At 34.5% G+C, this 19,881-nt stretch carries 24 protein-coding genes; 7 read left to right on the top strand and 17 right to left on the bottom strand.

The features are described 5' to 3' along the window. Nucleotides 1-94 precede the first annotated feature (94 nt). From BLT04_RS12910 to BLT04_RS12890, 5 genes are all read left to right on the top strand, one after another. Nucleotides 95-436 carry a hypothetical protein gene (locus BLT04_RS12910; protein ID WP_089756206.1) on the top strand — a complete coding sequence of 114 codons (342 nt, stop codon included), beginning with the start codon at nt 95-97 and terminating at the stop codon, nt 434-436. A gap of 57 nt (nt 437-493) precedes the next feature. Further along, entirely contained in the window at nt 494-1,081 is a 588-nt protein-coding gene (locus BLT04_RS12905) for a Crp/Fnr family transcriptional regulator (protein ID WP_089756205.1), read from the top strand. 86 nt (nt 1,082-1,167) lie between these two features. Continuing rightward, complete coding sequence (locus BLT04_RS12900; RefSeq protein ID WP_089756204.1) at nt 1,168-1,938, top strand: alpha/beta hydrolase; 771 nt, start codon at nt 1,168-1,170, stop codon at nt 1,936-1,938. A gap of 45 nt (nt 1,939-1,983) precedes the next feature. Continuing rightward, entirely contained in the window at nt 1,984-2,220 is a 237-nt protein-coding gene (locus BLT04_RS12895) for a DUF3955 domain-containing protein (RefSeq protein ID WP_089756203.1), read from the top strand. 172 nt (nt 2,221-2,392) lie between these two features. Further along, a complete protein-coding gene (locus BLT04_RS12890) occupies nt 2,393-4,153 on the top strand; it encodes an ABC transporter ATP-binding protein (RefSeq protein WP_089756202.1) in 1,761 nt (586 codons plus the stop codon). A 41-nt stretch (nt 4,154-4,194) separates the two neighbouring features. On the opposite strand, the gene BLT04_RS12885 is transcribed toward BLT04_RS12890, so the two are convergent. Further along, nucleotides 4,195-4,812, bottom strand: coding sequence for a class I SAM-dependent methyltransferase (locus BLT04_RS12885; RefSeq protein ID WP_089756201.1), 618 nt, complete (start codon nt 4,810-4,812; stop codon nt 4,195-4,197). Nucleotides 4,813-5,078: 266 nt separating this feature from the next. Here BLT04_RS12885 and BLT04_RS12880 point away from each other — a divergent pair, with 266 nt between their 5' ends. Then, nucleotides 5,079-5,291, top strand: coding sequence for a hypothetical protein (locus BLT04_RS12880; RefSeq protein WP_089756200.1), 213 nt, complete (start codon nt 5,079-5,081; stop codon nt 5,289-5,291). 52 nt (nt 5,292-5,343) lie between these two features. Here BLT04_RS12880 and BLT04_RS12875 read toward each other — a convergent pair whose 3' ends face one another. The 13 genes from BLT04_RS12875 to BLT04_RS12810 all read right to left on the bottom strand — a co-directional run bounded on the left by BLT04_RS12875 (nt 5,344) and on the right by BLT04_RS12810 (nt 15,254). Continuing rightward, on the bottom strand, nt 5,344-6,636 hold the full coding sequence (locus BLT04_RS12875) for an MFS transporter (RefSeq protein ID WP_089756199.1): 1,293 nt from the start codon (nt 6,634-6,636) through the stop codon (nt 5,344-5,346). Between the two features lie 96 nt (nt 6,637-6,732). After that, nucleotides 6,733-7,593, bottom strand: a complete 861-nt coding sequence (locus BLT04_RS12870) for a hypothetical protein (protein WP_089756198.1) — start codon at nt 7,591-7,593, stop codon at nt 6,733-6,735. 93 nt (nt 7,594-7,686) lie between these two features. Beyond that, complete coding sequence (locus BLT04_RS12865) at nt 7,687-8,439, bottom strand: DUF3575 domain-containing protein (protein WP_089756197.1); 753 nt, start codon at nt 8,437-8,439, stop codon at nt 7,687-7,689. A gap of 245 nt (nt 8,440-8,684) precedes the next feature. After that, complete coding sequence (locus tag BLT04_RS12860; protein ID WP_089756196.1) at nt 8,685-9,683, bottom strand: T9SS type A sorting domain-containing protein; 999 nt, start codon at nt 9,681-9,683, stop codon at nt 8,685-8,687. A gap of 165 nt (nt 9,684-9,848) precedes the next feature. Continuing rightward, entirely contained in the window at nt 9,849-10,286 is a 438-nt protein-coding gene (locus BLT04_RS12855) for a DUF1801 domain-containing protein (RefSeq protein ID WP_089756195.1), read from the bottom strand. An 11-nt stretch (nt 10,287-10,297) separates the two neighbouring features. Further along, entirely contained in the window at nt 10,298-10,597 is a 300-nt protein-coding gene (locus BLT04_RS12850; protein WP_089756194.1) for a type II toxin-antitoxin system RelE/ParE family toxin, read from the bottom strand. Next, nucleotides 10,590-10,841, bottom strand: a complete 252-nt coding sequence (locus BLT04_RS12845; protein WP_089756193.1) for a type II toxin-antitoxin system ParD family antitoxin — start codon at nt 10,839-10,841, stop codon at nt 10,590-10,592. The genes BLT04_RS12850 and BLT04_RS12845 overlap by 8 nt, the downstream gene beginning before the upstream one ends. A 62-nt stretch (nt 10,842-10,903) precedes the next feature. Next, nucleotides 10,904-11,482, bottom strand: a complete 579-nt coding sequence (locus BLT04_RS12840) for a peroxiredoxin family protein (RefSeq protein ID WP_089756192.1) — start codon at nt 11,480-11,482, stop codon at nt 10,904-10,906. 81 nt (nt 11,483-11,563) lie between these two features. Beyond that, entirely contained in the window at nt 11,564-12,790 is a 1,227-nt protein-coding gene (locus BLT04_RS12835; RefSeq protein ID WP_089756191.1) for an RNA polymerase sigma factor, read from the bottom strand. 17 nt (nt 12,791-12,807) lie between these two features. Continuing rightward, nucleotides 12,808-13,158: a YciI family protein gene (locus tag BLT04_RS12830; RefSeq protein ID WP_089756190.1), complete on the bottom strand. Its 351-nt coding sequence runs from the start codon at nt 13,156-13,158 to the stop codon at nt 12,808-12,810. A gap of 70 nt (nt 13,159-13,228) precedes the next feature. Next, nucleotides 13,229-13,975 carry an SDR family oxidoreductase gene (locus BLT04_RS12825; RefSeq protein WP_228421959.1) on the bottom strand — a complete coding sequence of 249 codons (747 nt, stop codon included), beginning with the start codon at nt 13,973-13,975 and terminating at the stop codon, nt 13,229-13,231. 123 nt (nt 13,976-14,098) lie between these two features. Next, nucleotides 14,099-14,521 carry an NAD(+)--rifampin ADP-ribosyltransferase gene (gene arr / locus BLT04_RS12820; protein WP_089756188.1) on the bottom strand — a complete coding sequence of 141 codons (423 nt, stop codon included), beginning with the start codon at nt 14,519-14,521 and terminating at the stop codon, nt 14,099-14,101. Nucleotides 14,522-14,687: 166 nt separating this feature from the next. Further along, nucleotides 14,688-15,254 (bottom strand): hypothetical protein, encoded by a 567-nt coding sequence (locus BLT04_RS12810; RefSeq protein ID WP_089756186.1) that lies wholly within the window; start codon nt 15,252-15,254, stop codon nt 14,688-14,690. 113 nt (nt 15,255-15,367) lie between these two features. Here BLT04_RS12810 and BLT04_RS12805 point away from each other — a divergent pair, with 113 nt between their 5' ends. Continuing rightward, nucleotides 15,368-16,273: a winged helix-turn-helix domain-containing protein gene (locus BLT04_RS12805; RefSeq protein ID WP_089756185.1), complete on the top strand. Its 906-nt coding sequence runs from the start codon at nt 15,368-15,370 to the stop codon at nt 16,271-16,273. Between the two features lie 110 nt (nt 16,274-16,383). Here BLT04_RS12805 and BLT04_RS12800 read toward each other — a convergent pair whose 3' ends face one another. The 3 genes from BLT04_RS12800 to BLT04_RS12790 all read right to left on the bottom strand — a co-directional run bounded on the left by BLT04_RS12800 (nt 16,384) and on the right by BLT04_RS12790 (nt 19,878). Further along, nucleotides 16,384-16,896, bottom strand: a complete 513-nt coding sequence (locus tag BLT04_RS12800) for a DinB family protein (protein ID WP_089756184.1) — start codon at nt 16,894-16,896, stop codon at nt 16,384-16,386. A 129-nt stretch (nt 16,897-17,025) separates the two neighbouring features. Continuing rightward, entirely contained in the window at nt 17,026-17,952 is a 927-nt protein-coding gene (locus BLT04_RS12795) for a Kelch repeat-containing protein (protein WP_089756183.1), read from the bottom strand. Nucleotides 17,953-18,126: 174 nt separating this feature from the next. Beyond that, nucleotides 18,127-19,878 (bottom strand): GmrSD restriction endonuclease domain-containing protein, encoded by a 1,752-nt coding sequence (locus BLT04_RS12790; RefSeq protein ID WP_089756182.1) that lies wholly within the window; start codon nt 19,876-19,878, stop codon nt 18,127-18,129. Between the last annotated feature and the right edge of the window lie 3 nt (nt 19,879-19,881).

Here is a 19,881-nt window from a genome sequence, read left to right as displayed (position 1 = left end):
ATTTATTAGATATTAAATTATAAAATCTTTGCTTAAATTCCTACGAATGACAAACGAGATGATTATTCTGAATTAATAATATAAAAAAAACATTATGATGTCAATTTTTATTTTGATAGGCGCTTATAGATATTATGCCGGACTTGCAGAAAGATTTGGAAAGATAAAATGGCATTACGGTCTTTTTGCCATCGGAGTTTATTTGGGAACTCAATTGTTTTTCGGGTTCGGATATGGTATGTATAAAGGAATTACTGATCCTGAATCCTTGGAAAATGCTGATTATATTGGTTTTTCCGGAATAAATCTTGTAAGCTGGCTTATTTCTATTGTTGCGGTTTGGGGAGTTTATAAATTTCTTGAAAATAAATTCGAGAAAGAAAGCCTGAAAAAACCGGCTTTAGAAATCGAAGAAATCGGAAATAAAGAATTATAATTAATGGTGGCTTGATGTTTCAAAGTCACCATTTTATTTAAATAAAAAACTAAAACCATGGATGAAATCGAAAAGCTAGCCTTTGCACTCAGTCATTTCGCAGGTCTTACGGAAGATGATTTTAAATTATCTGAAAACTGTTGGTTGCCCAAAAATTACAAAAAAGGAGATTTTTACAATCTTCGCGGAACGGTTTGTACCTATTTCGGATTTATTGTTGATGGTGTTTTCCGTTCTTATACGATTGATGAAAAAACAGGAGAAGAGAAAAATGTTTTCCTGTATTCTACCAATGGTTTTGTAGTTTCTTTCAAAAGTTTTATCAATCAGATTCCTTGTGATTACCATACGCAGGCTTTAACGGATGCTTCGATTATTTATATTCGTTATACAGATTTGCTGGCATTGTATCATCAGTCGCACCGTTGGGAAAAGTTCGGAAGACTTCTCGCGCAGGAAGCTTTCAACGTTACGATGAGCAGAATCGAAGGATTTATTTTAAAGTCTCCTGAAGAACGGTATTTAGATTTAATAAAACAGCATCCTGATATTTTTAATAATGTTCCGTTGTACCATATTTCCTCGTATCTGGGAATTCAGGGACCGTCTTTGAGCAGGATAAGAAAAAGAATTTCAGGGAAGTAGTACGATTTTAACCTTGGTTAAAATTATCCTCATTTTATCTTTGCAACTTTGTCTCATAATTTAAAACAATATAAAAACAAAAGGTTATGAAAACAAAAACTATCGTATTAATTCATGGATTATTTGTGAACAATACAAGCTGGAAAGAATGGAAAGCGTATTTTGAAGCTCAGGGCTACACCGTGCACACCCCCGCAAATCCGGGACATCATGGAGATCCGAAAGAGTTGAAAAAGAATATTCCATCTGATCTGAAAAATGTTGGGTTTGATGATGTGGTGAGTTATTTATCAAGATTTATAGATACCCTTCCTGAAAAACCAATTATTATAGGACATTCATTCGGTGGATTGATGGTTCAGAAATTAATTGACATGGGAAAAGCCGTTGCCGGAGTAAGCATCGATGGCGCACCTCCGAAAAACGTAATGGCTCCTTTTTCTACCGTGAAAATCGTTTGGCCTGTAGTGAATTTCTTCAAAGGAAATACCGTGTTTTTAGGCTCAAAAGAATGGTATCATAAAGCATTTTTTAACAATTATTCAAAAGAGGAAAGTGACAAGTTATATGAAATCGTTGCTGCGCCCGAAAGCAGAAAATTAGCAAAAGATCCGCTATTCAAATCTTCAGCAAAATTAGATTTACAAAAACCTCACGCACCGTTATTATTTATTGCAGGTTCTAATGACCATATTTTCCCTGCTGCATTCTCAAGAAAAATCGCAAACGCGTATAAAGATAAAAACAGCATAGTTGATTTTAAAGAATTTGAAGGCAGAAGCCATTTCATTGCCGGTGAAAAGGGTTGGGAAGAAGTAGCGGGATATGTTTTGAATTGGCTGCGTAACAGAGCTTGAATTGGCACAGTTTTAGCTGGCAATGTAAGCTAAAACAACACAAAAATGAAAAAACTGAATTACTTGATCGTAATTTTATTAGGCATGGGTATTCTTTGCCTTGGAGTGAAAATGGGTTCGGAAATGTTTGATGCGACAAAATCAACCATGACCAAAGACGGCTTTCTTCACGAGCCTCTGTTTTTCCTAATACCGATAGGGTATGTTTTTATCTTTGCAGGAATTCTGGCTGCAGGATTCAAGTTGATTATGAAAGCAAGACAACGCAACAATAGCTTGTAATTTTACCATTATTATTACCGGAAATATCTGCAGACATCATCTTAATCATATTTTTAAATGACAGTTATCTGAAATTTTCTATTACTATTTCATCAAGTTGTAAAGGCTGAGAAATTATAAAGTCTTATTTTTGCAGAGAATTTTAACTTAATTCTTTTCTTCAATTCGTACAATGAAAAAACAAGATACCTGGGGAATTATCAAGAGGCTGTTCTTTATCGGAATGAAATTCCGTTCCTGGTTCATCCTTACGCTGATAATCTCCATTATACTGGCAATAGTTTCTACCTACAGGCCTTATCTTACAATGGAAGTTGTGGATAACGATATCACAAAGCTGAAAGATAAGGCCTTGATGATGAAGCACATTTACATTTTGGTAGGTTTGGTGTTTGCAGAAACGGTTTTAAACTTTTTCCTGGTATATTTCTCCAATTATATTTCTCAAAATGTAATCAGAGATATACGGGAAAGGCTTTACAATAAGCTTATTTATTTTAAAACCTCGTTTTTTGATAAAACCCCGATCGGGCAGCTCGTAACGCGTGCTGTTGGTGATGTAGAAACCATTGCAACGGTTTATACAGACGGTTTTCTGATGGTTTTCGGGGATGTCCTGAGAATTTTATTTGTTCTCGTGATGATGTTTAATACCAATGTGCATCTGAGCTATATTACACTTGCTATTTTACCGTTAATGGTGATTATTACAAGGTTTTTCCAGAAAAGGCTGAAAACAGCTTTTGGAGATGAAAGAACCTGGACAGCAAATCAAAATTCATTTGTGCAGGAACGTTTGGCGGGAATGTCGATTATTCAGGTTTTTAACAGGCAGGAAGCTGAGTTTAAGAACTTTGACGATATTAATATTACATTGAAAGGCGCTTTATTAAGAACCGTTTTTATTTTCTCACTGTTTTTTCCGGTTGTTGAATTAATTTCTTCACTTTTCATCGGTTTTATCCTGTTTTACGGTGGATATATCACGATCAGTGCCGGAGTTGTTATTGCATTCATTCAATATATTTCGATGCTGATTCGTCCTTTGAGGCAGATTGCGGATAGATTTAACAATATTCAGCGCGGAATTGTAGGTGCAGAAAGGGTTCTTGGTGTAATGGATGAAGATTATGCGATGTCAAATACCGGAAAAGTGCAAAAAGATCACTTTGACGGAAAAATTGAGTTTAAAAATGTTCATTTTGCATACGATGAAAAGCAGGAAGTTTTAAAAGGAATTGATTTTAAGGTTAATCCTGGCGAGACGGTGGCAATCGTCGGCGCAACCGGAGCCGGCAAATCTACGATTATCAGCTTGATTACAAGGCTTTATGATATTAATTCCGGAAGTATTCTCATCGATGATGTTGATTTAAAAGATTATGAGCTATATAATTTAAGAAGCCATATCGGTGTCGTTTTGCAGGATGTTTTTCTGTTCCACGGCAGTATTTTTGAAAATCTCGCCTTTGGTGATGATGACATAACATTAGAAAAAATAAAAGCCGGCGCGCGCGAAATCGAAGTCGATGATTTTATTGAAAGCCTTCCCGGCGGTTATGAATATATTGTCAGTGAAAGAGGCTCATCAATTTCCCTGGGACAAAGACAATTATTATCATTTTTAAGAGCTTATTTATCTGATCCGAAGATCTTGATTTTAGATGAAGCAACGTCTTCTATCGATCATGAAAGTGAAAAATTAATCCAGAGAGCAACAGAAAAAATTACCAAAAACAGAACATCCATTATTATTGCACACAGGCTTTCAACCATTGAAAAAGCAGATAAAATTATCGTAATGGAGCATGGTAAAATCGTTGAAGAAGGCAAACATCTGGAGCTTTTAGACAAAAACGGATATTATTCAACACTGTATAAAGCCCAGCTGAGACATGAAGTAGAAATGGAAGAAGAGGAAAGCTCAAAATAATTGAGTATAAAATATAAAAGAGAGTGTAAAGCTCTCTTTTTTTATGACTTTTTCTTAAAACTGCAAAAAATAAAATTTTGTAATGTATTAAAAGGTGTTATATGATTTTCTGTGATACAATTTATTTGATGAAAACTTTTCTCAAACTCTTTTCTCATTAATTGCTCATCATATTGCCTGATTTCCAAGCCGCTGCATTTTGTGGGACCATTTTTAGAGAAAGTGCCTAAAATCATATATTTATGAATGCTTTTTTCTGCAATATCAACATATTTTTTAATTTGACCGGATGTTGTCAAAAAATGAAAAGAGGCTCTGTCATGCCATAAGTCATAAGATTCTTCAGGTTCAAATGCTGTAATATCTGAAACGATCCATTTTACTTTTTCAGCTTTTTTTCCTAATCTTTTTTGTGCCTTTTCCAATGCTTTTTTAGAAATATCGAGAACGGTAATATTTTCAAAACCTTCATCAAGTAAAAAATCCACGAGATTGCTGTCGCCACTACCAATGTCAATGATTTTAGCATCTTTGGGCAGTGCGAAAGAATAAATCAAATCCAGCGACGCCTGCGGTTTTTCCTGGGTCCAGCTTACCTGATCGGGATTTTTTGTTTCATACACCTTTTCCCAGTGATTTTTGATGTCCTGTGCGTTCATTATAAAAAACTTTATAGCCGTAAATTTAAGATTAAAAATAAAATTATTGATAGTTACTTATTTTACAAAATGAGAAATATGCGGATAATTTATCTATTTTAATAAATTATTTTAAAAATTTGAATAAAACAATGAAATATTAATTAAATATTATGTTTTATATGTGAAAATTCACTAACTTTAATTTGAATTTAAGCATTACCCCTTTATTTTGATAGGGTATTTGTTATAATTCAATATTTTTAACTTAATCCCAAAAAATATAAATGAACAACATTGAAGATGAATTCCAGGTCTTTAAAGACGAGTTGAGAAAATTAAATATCGAAGTGCAAAAAGTAGTAAAAGTAGGAAACGGAAGTATGGATTTTCATGAAGTTTTTTACAAATCTCCAAGATATGAAGAGGTGAAAACGGTCTATGTGCAACGCCATAATCTGGACAGTATGATTGAAAAATTCAAACAGGCTTATCATTAATAAAAACGCGCTACAAAACTTTTGTGGCGCGCGGCTTTTTTATCTAAAACAGCTATTCTTTATTCAGTGCTGAGGTTTCTTTGGTGTCTTTCATCCCGGAATAAACGACGAGTGAAAAAAAGATGCACGCCGTGATATACCAGTAAAAATAATTCTCCATTTCTATTTGTTTCAGCCAGAGCGCCAGATATTCTGCCGTTCCCCCAAAAATAGCAACCGTCAATGCATAAGGAAGTCCCACGCCGAGCGCTCTTACTTCAGCAGGGAAAAGTTCCGCTTTTACTACCGCGTTGATCGAGGTATAACCGCTGACGATTATTAATGCTGCCATAATCAGGAAAAACGCACCCCACATGGAAGTCGTCGTACTTAACGCATTCAAAAGCGGATAGGTGAAGATCGTTCCTAAAATTCCGAAGCTTAACAATAACGGGCGGCGGCCGACCTTATCCGACAATGCTCCAAAAGCAGGTTGCAGACACGCAAAAATAAATAACGAAACAAATGAGATCAGCGTAGACTGTTCTTTGGTAAGATGAACGGTATTTACTAAAAATTTCTGCATATATGTTGTGTAGGTGTAAAAAGCGAGCGTTCCTCCTAAAGTCAGTCCGACAACGGTAAGCAGGGCTTTTGGATGTTTTAAAAGCTCTTTAATTGTTCCTTTTTTCTTTTCGCTGACCTCTTTTTTATTCTCAAAAGCCTGCGTTTCATGAAGGTTTGATCTTAAATATAAGGCAATCACAGAAAGCAGAGCTCCGATTACAAAAGGAATTCTCCAACCCCAATCTTCCAGTTGTGCTTCTGTGAGTAATAATTTCTGTAAAATCAGTTGAATTCCCAATGCGATTAATTGTCCGCCAATGAGCGTCACATATTGAAAGCTTGAATAAAAACCTCTTCGTTCCGCAGTTGCCATTTCGCTGAGGTAAGTTGCTGAAACCCCATATTCTCCGCCTACGCTTAAACCTTGTAAAAGTCTTGCCATCAGCAGTAATAATGGTGCTAAAACGCCGATTGTTTTATAAGTCGGTGTCAATGCAATTAATAAAGAACCGAATGACATGAGTAAAACAGAAAGTGTCATTGCTTTTTTACGCCCGATTTTGTCGGCAATACTGCCAAAAAGCCAGCCTCCGATCGGCCGCATCAGAAAGCCTACAGCAAAAATTCCTGCTGTATTCATTAATTGTGCATTAAGATCCGATGCAGGAAAAAAAGAATTAGAAAAATAAATCGCAAAAGCTGCATAAGCATACCAGTCATACCATTCTACAAGGTTTCCTATAGATCCGCCGACAATGGCTTTTATTCTTTGGGCGGTGGTAATTTGTGATGAATTCATAAAGATAGTATGATTAAGAGTGAATTGAGAATTGCCAATAGTAGTTTAATGTGCCGAAAAAATTGCCAGTAAAATTAATTGACAATTCATCATTGATTATCCTTTTCCGAAAAGTTTTTTTATTTTTTCTAAAAAACCAGTAGATTTTTCCGGTCTTACTTCATTTTGCATTGAATTTACGACAGATTCAACTAAATTTTCAGCAACAGGATTTTCATTTACGCGGGTTCTTTTGGGCTCTTCAATTTCATGATCTGTCAGTCTTTCATAATTGATTTTTGCTTTGTTGAAAATATCAATTTCTGATTGCGGCCTGTCATCTACATAAGTCATTTCCGGAAATAATCCACTGCTTGATTTCACGGAATCACATTCAAAATCATTCATAATTCCCATATAAATTCTGATTGTCATCTCAATTTGTCCTGCTTTTTCATAACATTCGGCAAATTGAAGCATATCTTTTCCGATTTGATGTTTTTCAAGAATATTTCCGATTGAATTGCTGATCTGGGCTTTTGTTGCTGCAAGATTGGCTACGGCTTTTACTTCGTCGGGTTTATTTTTTAGAATATCAATAAATTCCTGAAGCTGAGTTCTGATTTCAGGATTTACCGGATAAATATCAGCAAGATCCGTTAAATAAACACCTTTATTCATCGCATTATCAGCCATTAATTGAATAAAGCCGCCCATTTTGAAAGTCAGTTCAACCAAAAGGTCTGAAAATTTTTTCAATTGAATTTCATCGATATCAGATTTTTCAAGAGCTTTATACATTTCAAAGCCTTCAAAAAATTCTTCCTGATATTTGTTGGCATCGAAAGTTTCTGAGTCGACTTCTATTGTATTTCCGTTTAAAATTTCTAAGAGATAATGGTAAATTTTAAAATTATTTGAATGTTGAAGAACTTCCTTTAATTCTTCAAATTTATTTTGTGTAATTAAGTCGATCATTTCTGTTAATCTAAGTCTCCGAATATACAAATTTCGAGGATATAAAAAAACCGTTCATAGAGCAGAACGGTTGGTTTTTTATCTGAATAAATTTTAAAATCTATATCCTAAAGACAATCCGCTCCGGAAGCCAATCCAGGGCCCGTCAATTTTTATGATTGCTCCATTTTCATTGGTTTCAACAGAATAATTTACATAGGGAATATCTAAATTTTCAATTTCCTGCTTAAGTTGTGCCTGCATATCCGGTGTTAGAATAATGTCACTTGTCATAGAAAAATCACCTTTTCCGCTGCCGTAATGTGCTCCTGCAATCCAAAGATCTAAGACTAAATTCTGTTTTTTGGTTAATAAAAACTGTACACCAACCATAACTCCTCCACTGTTTCCCTGGACATTTCCATATCCTTTGAGAGGAACTTGATACGTTACATTATTGGCAGCATTATAATCGTAATAAAAATCAAATTGATTAGATTCTATCCGGGAATATCTGTAGTAAGGCGCGATGTAAAATCCTTTTCCGTAGCCTTTACCCAAATAGAATCGGGGCTCGATGGTGAAATTCATGGCATTAACCTTTAAATTTTGAAACCTTTTTTCATCCTCATCACTTAAAAACGAATTGATGAACGGAACTTTTCCTTCAGGCATCACTCCAAAACCCATATTCACTGAAAACCATTGATTGATGGACCTTTCAAATGATAAATTAAGATTTCTGAATGCATAGGCAGTAACATTGGTTTTAACAATATTCATTTTTTCGGTTGAAATCTCGGGAGCTTCCTGCGCTTTTGCTTCCGAAAGAAGAAACGGAACGAGTATGATAAGAAACTTTTTCATGATATTGAATTTTGTAATTGTGTGTTATTGGAGATATATCAAAAAACGGGCAACAAATCAAATAATCATGAGTTTAATTTTAAATTATGATTAAAAATTATAATCAATTAAAGATTATGGAAGAAAAATATTTTATTTGCTGAAAAACTTATTTAAATTTTATTTAAGGAATTTAAACAGACTTGAAATAAAAAATCCGTCCAAAATAAATTGAACGGATTCTATTGAGTGTAAATTATTTGCGGTTATTTTTTGATAAACTTTGTCGCTTCCTTTTTAGAATCTTTTCCGGAAACCTCGATAAAATAAGCTGCTGCCGGAAGTTCAGAAACCTGTACTTTTCCAGCTTTCAGATCAGATGTTTTGATTAATTTTCCGTCTAAGCTGTAAATATTTACAGTAGAAAGATTGGCTGTATCACCTTTAAACTCGATAAAATCCTGAGCTGGATTTGGAAATACTTTTAAGCTCTGTTTTTTTATGTTATTATCTAAAGCTGATAAAAACAACTGGCTCAAAGCCTGCGCGCCGCTTGTCGTTTGGTTGATTCCTGCAATTGGAACGTTGATAACAGCTTGTGTCGTTGTCAATAACGGGAATTTGTGAGTGCTGTCATAGTAAGTATAAGCAGTATTGGTTACTGATCCTATCGGAACCAGGAAATTGGTATCGTTTGGCAAATGAAGGTTAAAATTCTGCACAGATTTAATCCTTACAACATTAGAAAAAGTTGATGCGCCCAGAATTAAAGTTCCTGATGCATCAGCCGTAATGTTGATTGTTCCTTTACATAATCCGCTGGCTGTTGGTGAGGTAAATGTTCCCTGCGCCTGGTCTGTCTCATTATATCCGAAAGCGGCAGGATAGCTGATAAAAGTACCGTTGTTTGCAGATAAATTTAAAGTGGCATCAGGGGTAATAAGTCCTGTAATCTCCAGTTTTGAAGCTGTTTGTTTGTAAAGAATTGTATTTCCGCTTCCAACCATTTTGATGGTAGAACCCGGGAAAGTTGTGAGTTCACCTGCAGCCGGAGCAGAATAGATGGTCGGTGACGCAGTTCCCTGTGTTAGAGCAGCGTTGTTGAATGTTGTATTAGCTCCCGTTGCGGAATTATCAACAGTTCCGGAGATCATAACATTGTTCACGGTTTCTCCAACAATAGGATCATTAAATGCTTTAGTAATAGTGGTTTGCGCTGAAAAAAGACCGGATGTCGCCAGCAAAAAAAGTAGAGTTTGTTTCATAATCAAAATTTTTTTAAAGATAAATAAAAAACAATCCTTATTTATATAATTTTAAGTATAATTAATATTTAAAAATGGGAATAATGAAAAAACCGCTCAAATTGAACGGTTATTCTGTGCATTAAATATGGAAAAAAATTTATAAATTTTTAAATACTGTATACATTATTTTTCTCTACAAGCACATTCATGATTTTCATTTATATAAGCGATTGTTGCTTTACAGAGTTTTTCTAAAATATCAACATTGATGTCAGATAGTTTTTTAATATAGATGCAGGATTTACCCATTTTAAATTTCCCGAGGTCTTCTAATAAAGGTTTACTTTCCTCGGTTGGCGAATAAACATACAGTGAAAACTCTGCTTTTCGAGGTGAAAAACCAATTAATGGCATATCGCCTTCATGTCCGCTTGTGTATTTATAATGATAGCTGCCGAATCCAATAATTGTCGGACCCCACATTTTAGGCTCAAATCCGGACCATTTGCTCATCAGCTCAATTAATTGAAAGCTGTCTGCTTTTTTTTCGTCTTTTTCTACGTATGAGTTGATGAAATCTGTGACGCTGAATGTTGTTTCGGTGGTTTTGTTTTTAGCCATGATTAATAAATTTATTCCTTAATTCTGTTTTTCAGATCCATATTTCCTCCGAGAATCCTAACAATTTCAATCTCATCATTTTGAATTGATTTGTAAAAAACGATATGTTTCTGTATCGGAAGACCTAAGAGATCAGAATTAATTTCGTGATAAACCTTTCCAATATTTGGATTTTCGCTTAACGTTTGACAGAATTCAATCAATTCAAGGTAATATTTTTCTGCTTGTATTTCAGACCAAAGCTTGTAAGTGTACTCATAAATTTCAGATAAATCCTGAATGGCTTTATTCGTAAGAAAATATTTAGCCATTATTTTTCATTTTGGCTTTTAATAATTCAAGATGTTTTGTTGGGTTAAAATCTTTATTAATTCCACTGTCAATTCCTTCTTGAATTGCAGTTTTCAAGAGCTGAATTTTACTTTCTTCTTCCTCCAGTAATCTTAATCCCGCACGAATCACTTCACTTGCATTTTTATATCTTCCTTCTGAAACCCTATTGTCAACAAAGCTTTCAAAATAATCTCCTAAAGAAACAGATGTATTACGCCCCATTTTTTTAATTTTAGATAAAGTTACCAAAAATTGGTAATTTGACACTAATTTATTTTATAAAATTACTTAGAAGCAACTTTTATACTATCCAGTTTTCGACTAATTTCAGTAGTATTTCCGCCGCCGCAGGAAGAATGAATAACTTTTCCATTAATATCAATAAGTATTTTGGCAGGACTGCAAAAAATATTGTAATTTAATTTTTCAGATTTATCATAAGATTTAGTGTTATCAATCTGTTCAAACAAAATATTGGATTGGTTGAGATGATCTTTCAGCTCTTTTTCATTTTCGATAAATCCTTCTACGATGCCTATGAAGCCTACATTATTTTTAAATTCTTTATAAAGGCTGTTAAACTCTTCCGGCATATCGTAAGTGTCACTTTTTTTAAGATAAGATTTATCATAAATAAAAATGACAAGATTTTTACCTTTATAATTTTGTGAATTGAAAGTAGTTCCGTTGATTGTTTTAGCCGAAAAATATTTTGGTTTTGCATCTAAAAACAGGTCAATTTGATTTTTTTTCATCTCTTTAGCCTGTTCCTGAATGTCTTTTAGAAACTTTTCTTTTTTTTGTTCTTTACTTTCGCAGGAAAGGATTGACAGGATAATGAAAAGGGATGAAATTTTTTTCATGGTGTAATTTTTATGAATATATTCAAATATACATTAATATTTTACACCTTAATCTGTTGAAAAATAGCTTTGAAATGTAGACTAAAACTTTTCAATATACTTCCTCAACGTATCAGAAACCGAACTGGAATTGGAAAGTCGCAAAGCTTTTTCAAAATTGTGCTTTGCCTTGGTATTATCAATATCCGTATAAAGATGCCCTAAAAGCGAGTAATAAAAAGGATTTCCAGTAAGATTTAATTTTTCGGCTTCTATAATTGCAGCAGGATTTCCTCTCACTTTCGCAAAGGCAAAAGTACGGTTGAGAGCGGCGATAGGAGAGTACTCAATCTGTAAAAGCTGGTTGTAGAGCTGCAGGATATTTTCCCATTTTTCATCGGAATCTTTTTTCTTAGTGTGCCAATAGGCAATGGCGGCTTCCAGATGAAATTTAGTTAAAAATTTTCCGGATGCGCTTTGATTTAAGTAATAAATTCCTTTTTCAATTAAATCATTATCCCATAAATTGTCATCCTGCTCTTCATACAAAATGCTTTCTCCTTTTTCATTGAATCTTGCATTAAATCTCGAAGAATGAAAATACATCAATGACAGCAAAGCATTAGCTGCCGGAGTGTTGGTTGTTTTATTTTCGATAAGAATTGAAGTAAGGCGTATTGCTTCCTGACAAAAATCCTGTCTGAGAATCGTATTTTGTGAGGTAGAAAAATAGCCTTCCGAAAATAATAAATATAAAGTGGTGAGAACGGTTTCTAAATTGGTGCTTATCTGTGAAACAGAAGGCTGTTCGATTTTAATACCCTCGGTTTTTAATTTTTCTTTGGCGCGTTTCAGTCTTTTGTAAACGACTTCTTTATTAACTAAAAAAGCATCGGCAATTTCCTGGGTTCCGAAACCGCAGAGTAAATTTAAGGCCAATGAAATCTGAGAATCTTTTGAAATAGACGGGTTACAGATCGTAAACATCATCGCCAACTGGCTGTCAGCAATGTTTTTCTGAGAAAGATCGATTTCAAATTCTTCATAACCGGATGAAGAATATTTTATTTCGGTTGAAATTTTTTGTTGAAATAAAGAATCCCGTTTAAAATAATTTTTAGACTTATTTTTTGCAACGGTGTACAGCCAGGCAGTCGGATTTTCCGGAATACCATTGATGCTCCATGTTTCGGTGGCGGTAAGAAAAGTGTCGCTTACGATATCTTCGGCGATTTCGATATGATCAATACCAAAGGTCGAACAGAGCACGGAAACAATTTTTCTGTACTCTGTCCGGAATAAATTGGGTATTAATGCCTGTCCGTGCATTTATTTAAATATAAAAATTATTCTGTTGCAGGGGGAATTGCCATTCTGACCTCTACACTTGCTCCCCATTGAAGAACAGGGCAGCCTTTTGCAATTTCTACGGCTTCGTCATAATCTTTGGCTCTGATGATGAACATTCCGCCGATAGATTCCTTGATTTCCGCATAAGGTCCGTTGGTTACCGTATCGTTTTTTACGACTCTTCCGCCAAGGTCCCATCTTTTTGGTGGAGCAACCAATTTATTTTGTGCAGCAATGCTTCCCAGCCAGTCCTGAAAAGGCTGAATAGAAGCCTGCATTTGCTCCGGTGAAGGCGATGCGTCTTTATTGATGATGTCTCTATGGATGGCGATTAAAAATTCATTCATGATATTGTTGATTTTTTAGATTAAAATAAATGTGTTTGGATATTTAAAATTAATAATAAAAACTAAGTTTTTATCTTTGATTGTCAGGATTGGAAATCCATTCGTCATAACGGATTGTTCCCAGTTTTGCTTCATCACCCGGAAGTAAAGTAGAATCATTTAAAGGGGCTCCGAAATAGGTTGCATCAGGATTTGATACCACTTCATCAGCATTTTTCATGATGGATGTGTATTTTTTGACAAGATCTGAGAGTTTAATTTTTTCCGGACCTCCGATTTCTACCGTTGTGTTTTTCGGCTCACCAATTGTTACGGCTGTCATTGCTTTTACGACATCATCTGAAGCAATAGGCTGGATCAATGCCGGAGAAACCAAAATTTTATCATCAACTGTACTTGACTTAACAATCCCGCCAACAAATTCAAAAAACTGAGTCGAATGTACGATGCTGTAAGGAATTCCCGCCGCTTTAATAATGTCTTCCTGAACCTGTTTTGCCCTGAAATAACCGCTTTCCTGCAAACGTTCTGTTCCGACAACCGATAAAGCGATGTGGTGATTGACACCTGCTTTTTTCTCTGCCTTCATTAAGTTTTCACCTGATGTTTTGAAAAAATTCATCACATCATTATCTGCAAAAGAAGGGGAGTTGGCTACATCTACCACAACGTCTGCATTTTCTAATGCCTGATCAAGACCTTCTCCTGTAAGGGTGTTCACTCCTGAGTTTGGAGAAGCTGCTACAACTTCATGTCCTAAATTTTTAAGGCTGTTAACAAGCTTACTTCCGATAAGTCCTGTTCCGCCGATTACCATGATTTTCACTATGTATAATTTTTATGGATTATACCTTAATGACAATTGGGTTTTCGGAATTGGACAAACTTTGCGAAAAATATTTAGGGATTAGGGATTTTTTAATTAAAGATCAAGTTCAATTTAATTGATAATCTCAGCATCCGGGTTTTCACGAAGGCTTGCGATTCTTTCTTTCCAGTTTTGAAGCTCTTCATCTGTCAGTTTTATCCATTCCGTTATTTCGCCAACAATTTTTACGGGTTCTGTGCTGCGGTAAGATCGGGTAGGATTTCCCGGGAATTTTTTATCTGTGACATTAGGATCATTTTCGAATTCTCCTGTTGGTTCCACGATGTAAATACGTTCATGACCATCTCCTTTTGCTAATGCAGCGGCCAATCCGGCACCATTTTTTAAGGCTGTGAAATAGATATGATTCATGATGATTTCGGGATAATAATTTGATTCAAATCCTGCAGTGAGCAGGTCTCCGATTTGCAAATCAGCTTTTGTTCCGTGATAGAATGGTCCGTTGTCCAGAATTTCTTGTTTTTTATTTTCCATTTTTGAGTGTTTATTTGGATTTTTCAGAACCTGTAAACTTAAGAATTTGTTTTTAAACAGAAAAATTGCTCAGGAAAATCTGAACAATTTTTGTTTTTTACATTACGCAAAGATTTCTGTGACAAAAGTAGTTGAAACAGAAGCGCAAATTTCATAGTTTATTTACTTAACAATCGTCTTTGTGAGATTCACGTTTATACATTATTTTACGATCTCGCTCTACATAGTCGCCTGTTATTATCGGATATGAATACTTGGGCGCCTGCATTATGCTATGGCTTTTTATTATTATTTTGTCGTTAACTTTCAGGTTGTGCAATTGCTCAAATTCATTATTAAAACTCAAAATATTTTTTTTAGGCTTTTCTGCCCCAAAAGCGAGAATATAATCTTCACCATCAATCCTGACCATCATTCCGAAACCTAATCTTGAGCCTGGCGGAAGAGAAAGAGAGGTTACAACTGCCTCCATGTTGGTGTAATTCTTAACGTTTTTGCTTATTTTCACAGCGCCGTCATATACTTTTTTACCTGCGGGAGACGCTTCCCATTTTTTGTACATTACGCCATCTGGAGTAGCCTCCCATTTTTTCAATGCGGCTTTTGTTTCAGCAGCAGAAAGGGGCTTTTGGATTGGCTTTTTAGACGCTTCATTTTTAATTTTAAGATTTGCAAATACCAGTCCGCTTCCCACAATCAGTGGTAAAATCAGCGTGTAAATTAGTTTTTTCATAATTTTGAGGATTTAATTAAAGTTTGTACAACAAAATTACTTTGATATTTTTCGGCTGGAGATATTAAAATTGTAAATAAAAATGTAAACTTTGTAAAATAAATCTTTACACGATGAATCTTAGTCGAAATCTTCTTTCAGGAAAACGCAAATACCTGTTCGGATTATTATTTCTCTCACTGATCTGTATAATCTGTGCAGCTTTTAGCAGTGAGAATAGTAAAGATTTTGACTTTGCCAGAAGGGAAGTTTTGCTCCGCAGAATCGGGCATGAAATACTTTTGCAGTCGGGCGACCGTACATCACGGGTACTTCCGATAAAAAAGATTTCTGAAAATGAATATCAGATCAGCTTTGAGAATAAGCTTAGTTTTCAGCCGGACTCGCTGGTGAATACTACGCAACGTTTGTTAGCCAAAGACCCGTTCACAAGCGATTATGTTGTTAGCGTACTTAACTGCAACAGCTCCGGTGTAGCCTATGGATACGCGATATCTAAAAATAAACAAGATGATGTTGTACCATGTAGAGGAAGAAAGCAACCCGTCGCCTGTTATATAATCAATATTAAATTCAAGCCGGCAGGAATAAATGTAGCAAAAAGTGGATATCTTCTGGGCGGGCTGTCAATTTTAGCATTCGTGGGTTTTATTTTTTTGAGATCTAAATCTATAAATCCACGGAAAGTTTTACCCGAAAATGAGCAGACTCATCAAACTCATCTGTTTGCTTTAGGCTCGGTATTATTTGATGCTAAAAATAGAAAGCTCAGCATTGATGAAAAAATGACAGACCTTACCGCAACGGAAAGCCGTGTATTGCTCATTTTCGCATTGTCTCCCAACGAAATCATTGAAAGAAGCCGGCTGCAAAAGGAAATCTGGGAAGATGACGGTGTGATTGTGGGTCGCAGCCTGGATATGTTTATCTCAAAACTCAGAAAAAAACTGGAAATCGATCCGGATATCAAAATTGTTGTTATACGCGGAAAAGGATATAGGCTTGAAATTATCGCTTAAGAAAAATAAGAATATTTATTGCTGTAAAAGCTTCCGTTAGATTTTTGTGAACAAAAAAACCGCTCAGAAAATCTGAATGGCTTTTTAAATTCATAAGCTTTATTTTAATTTTAAGCTGTTACACTTTCTTCTTTATAAATATTCCAGAAATTGTAATCTGTCATTGGAGCATCGGTGATTCCTACGTTTCGTCCCATCGTCACGATTTGCCCTCTGTGATAAATTCCATGCATGATAATATGTTGGATGTATTCATATTTTGAAAAATCACACTGAAACCATTGTGATTCTATTTTCACATTTTTTGCTAAATCTTCTTCAGACAGGCTTTCAACGTATGTCATGAGCTTTTCTGAGTTGTTTTTTATTCCGTCGAAAATTTCTTCTTTTGTTGTTTTTGATGAGATTTCTTCAAAATTAAACTCATTATTTTCTGCAATATAGCTCCACCAGTATTCCTGCGTCTGCCAAATGTGATGCAATGTTTTTAAGATCGTCGGAAAACTTGAAATAACTTCCTGATTAAGCTGTTCATCAGACTTGGTCGAAAGCCAGTCGATGTACTTGTTGACCACCCAGCTGTTGTACTGAACGGTGTGAGTGATTAAGGTTTTTAGATTCATTGTGATATATTTTTATAATTTGGTTTTATAAAATTAATGAAAAGTCTTTGATTTTGATTAAAGAAAAACCGCTCTATTAATTAAAGCGGTTTCCATATTATTTTGATGAATATCTATTTTTTAATTTGATTAGTCACGAGCCGGGAGTGCTACTTCGCTAATATCCGCAACCTGAATGCTTTTAATAGCTGATTTGGTTGAAGAAGTTGTACTTCCACCAATGATGTATAATTTATTGTTATAAATTTCCGCAGCAGCATGTCTTCGCGGGATCATATTGGAAGATAACTGATGCAGTTTATTGGTTTCTGTATCAAAATAAGCCAGAAAAGTTTGATTATTAGAACCACCTACAATAAAAATCTTATTACCGGATACCGCTAATGAATGACCGGATATTCCAACAGGCATCGTATATTGCTCAGTCCAAATATTTTTGTTGAGGTCGTAAACATTGACCAGACGTGAAGAAGTACCGTTAAAACCACCAATGACATACAACTTATCATTCACAATTTTGCCCTTTGCTTCTCTGGCTGTGGGCATATCGGGTAATGGATGCCAGGTATTGGAAGCAATATCATAGTATTGGAATCTATTAGAAAATTCAGTGGTTGCAGCATTGTTTAGTCCACTGCCGCCGAACACATATATTTTTCCGTTATGGATGGCAGAACCTGCATTTCCTGTGTAGGCACGATTAACGGCTCCCTTCGTTATTTTATGAGTTTTAAGATCCAGAATTTCAAGATGGCTGTTTCCCCAACCGTTAAAAATATAAATTTTATGATCGTAAGTCTCCGAATTGGCGAATTTTCTAGGAAGCAGAGTAGAGTTGATCATACTCCAGCGATTATCTTTAATATTGTATTTCTCAATAAAAGTGGCATTTCCATCAGTGTTTTTATACCCATTGCTCACATAGATATTGTCATCTACAATGACACTGCTTATAGCTCCTCTGCCCATAGACATATCCGCAAGATGTTTAAAATTTAGGGTTTGTGCATTGGTGAAGAATAAGCTGAAAATTGAAAGGAGGAATGATTTTTTCAATGGTGATGGGATTTGATTTTAAAGATAGGGAAAAGTGATGGATTGGAAATGTGAGATATCAAGTTTGTTTTTGAAACTGAAAAACCGCTCGGATGGAAGCGGTTTTATGTTTGTGGGTACGAGCGGGACGCTCGCACCAGCGTGGGAAGGTCAATATAGTATTATCTACAGTCTTTATTTAAACATTTTACTTATTGCAACTAATTTTGGCGCATCCATTTCAATCGTTTGAGAGTTTTCTCTAATGTATGATTTGGAACCAATAAAAGACAATGTGTTTTGCTTAGGGATTCTTAGTCTGATTATAGATAATCCTTTATAATCTATAATATCAATTTGTGATTTTATTTGACTTTTTAATGGTTCAGAAAGCTCGGATTTGTCAATTTGTGATATTATTTTATTAATATAATTATCTAAATTACATTTCATTATTTTCAATTCTCTGTCAATTCCAACTATGAAACGATTGTTAATTATTCTATAATTTACATTGTCTAAATTTTTTATTCTTTCTGCATCTTCGATTTTGTCTGCAACTCCAATAAATAAAAATCCATCTTCGTCAGGACCTATGTTTGCAATACCACAAAATGTTTCAATTATTTCTGAATATAGATTATTATTAATATTTCTATTTGCTGATAAGTCTACAAATCCTTGTTTACATTCGTATCTATTTGATTCAATTTTAGATCTTCTGATTGAGTTTTCGAAATCTAATGCTAAACCGGCTCCATGTTTTAAAACTGGAGGGTCCTTTTTTACAAAGAATTTCTGAATTAAACCATATGTTATTGCAATATTTTTTTCTCTATCTGAAGTAACAGAATAGTTTGCTGTCGAAATCATGCTTTTCTGTAAACTACTTAAGGCACTTACTATTTTATCGTTTTCTGCAGGCGATTTTTCTTCCTTCACTATCAAGTTAAACATTGCCATAAATATTGAAAAGAAAGATTCTTTAACTGGGTTTCTTGATTTTGGGTTTACAACGTTTATAATAGTTGTATTTTGTGAATCAAATACCTCTTCAATTATAGAAAAAACAACTTTGATTTCATGTATCAGTCTTTCGGCTCCATAAATCATGAGTTCTTTATTCAATTGTTGATTTTCAGCAGAATCTTCCTCATAAATTTTATTAAATAATTCTCTACTTTTTGCTAAAGGTTCATCATTCAAAATTGAAGAAACAATATCTACAACCATTTCTTCATCTTCACTATCTCTTAATTGTTTTTTCCAAATTATACCATTTTTACACCAAAAGATTTCCTCTGCAATTAGACCATACCCGATATTTTCACGATTGGAATCTATACTTATTTCGGGCATTTCAGAAAGTTCTAACAAATCATTTGAAGAATCACCTCTAATTTCACTTGCAATTTTTCGTACAATATCAGAAAAATTATCTAATGTGCCTGCTTGTCTTTTTTCTTGTGGACTTAATTGCTTTCCACCAGAATTTATTCTTCCAAATATATCTGTAATAACGGTTTCCTCCGAATTAGGATAAATTGTTACTGCTAATTGATAATCTAAAAAGTTTGCACAACTTTGTGGATCTAATAATTTATCTTCACCCGTTGCTACAAAAATACCGTTATTCGCATTTTGTTGTGCCCTAGATGATTGACTTATGTCGAAAAAAAGTCCATCTACGCTAAACCTATTTTCAATAAAAGATATTATTGCATTTAAACGTTGCAAACCATCAATGATTTCAAATTCATCACTTTCAGTTTTTGCTAAAAGAATTAAAGGTATTGGAAAGTCAGATAAGATACTGTCTATTAAAAATTCTTTCTCATCTACTGTCCATACGAGTTTTCTTTGATATTTTCTATTTACTAAAAATTTTTTTTCGGAGTATTGCCTGTATATTTCTTGAATACTCATACCTCTTGGTGTTAAACTCATGGC

The sequence above is a fragment of the Chryseobacterium soldanellicola genome, from assembly GCF_900100115.1.
Taxonomy (GTDB): Bacteria; Bacteroidota; Bacteroidia; order Flavobacteriales; family Weeksellaceae; genus Chryseobacterium; species Chryseobacterium soldanellicola.
The sequence above is the reverse complement of the archived record's forward strand: the minus strand, read 5'-3'. Positions and strand labels throughout refer to the sequence as shown.